1 pseudogene is annotated in these 231 nt (G+C 69.3%); it reads right to left on the bottom strand.

The window, feature by feature from the left end:
- Positions 1 to 231 (bottom strand): annotated as a pseudogene (locus tag ACQG3P_RS24930) (glycine--tRNA ligase subunit beta); the annotation flags it as partial.

Below are 231 nucleotides of genomic sequence, written 5' to 3'. Positions count from 1 at the left end.
TGCGGGCCAGGCGCGCAAGCACGCTGACGTAGTCCTTCTGGTGCAGGCTGGCGTTGCTGTCGTCGATGGCCACTTCGACGGCTTCAGCCAGTTCGCTCTCGGCCGGTTCGGCCAGCAGGGCCGGATCGACCATGCCGGGACTCGCCCCCTCGGCCTTGCGCAGGATGTTGCGCATGCGCTTGTTGGCGGCGGCCAGCGCTTCGGCTTCCGGCAGCGCGGCGAAGATGCCGA

Origin of the sequence: Stenotrophomonas sp. SrG (assembly GCF_050031795.1) — a bacterium.
GTDB classification, from domain to species: domain Bacteria; phylum Pseudomonadota; class Gammaproteobacteria; order Xanthomonadales; family Xanthomonadaceae; genus Stenotrophomonas; species Stenotrophomonas rhizophila_A.
This window is presented reverse-complemented; position numbering and strand designations above follow the sequence as displayed.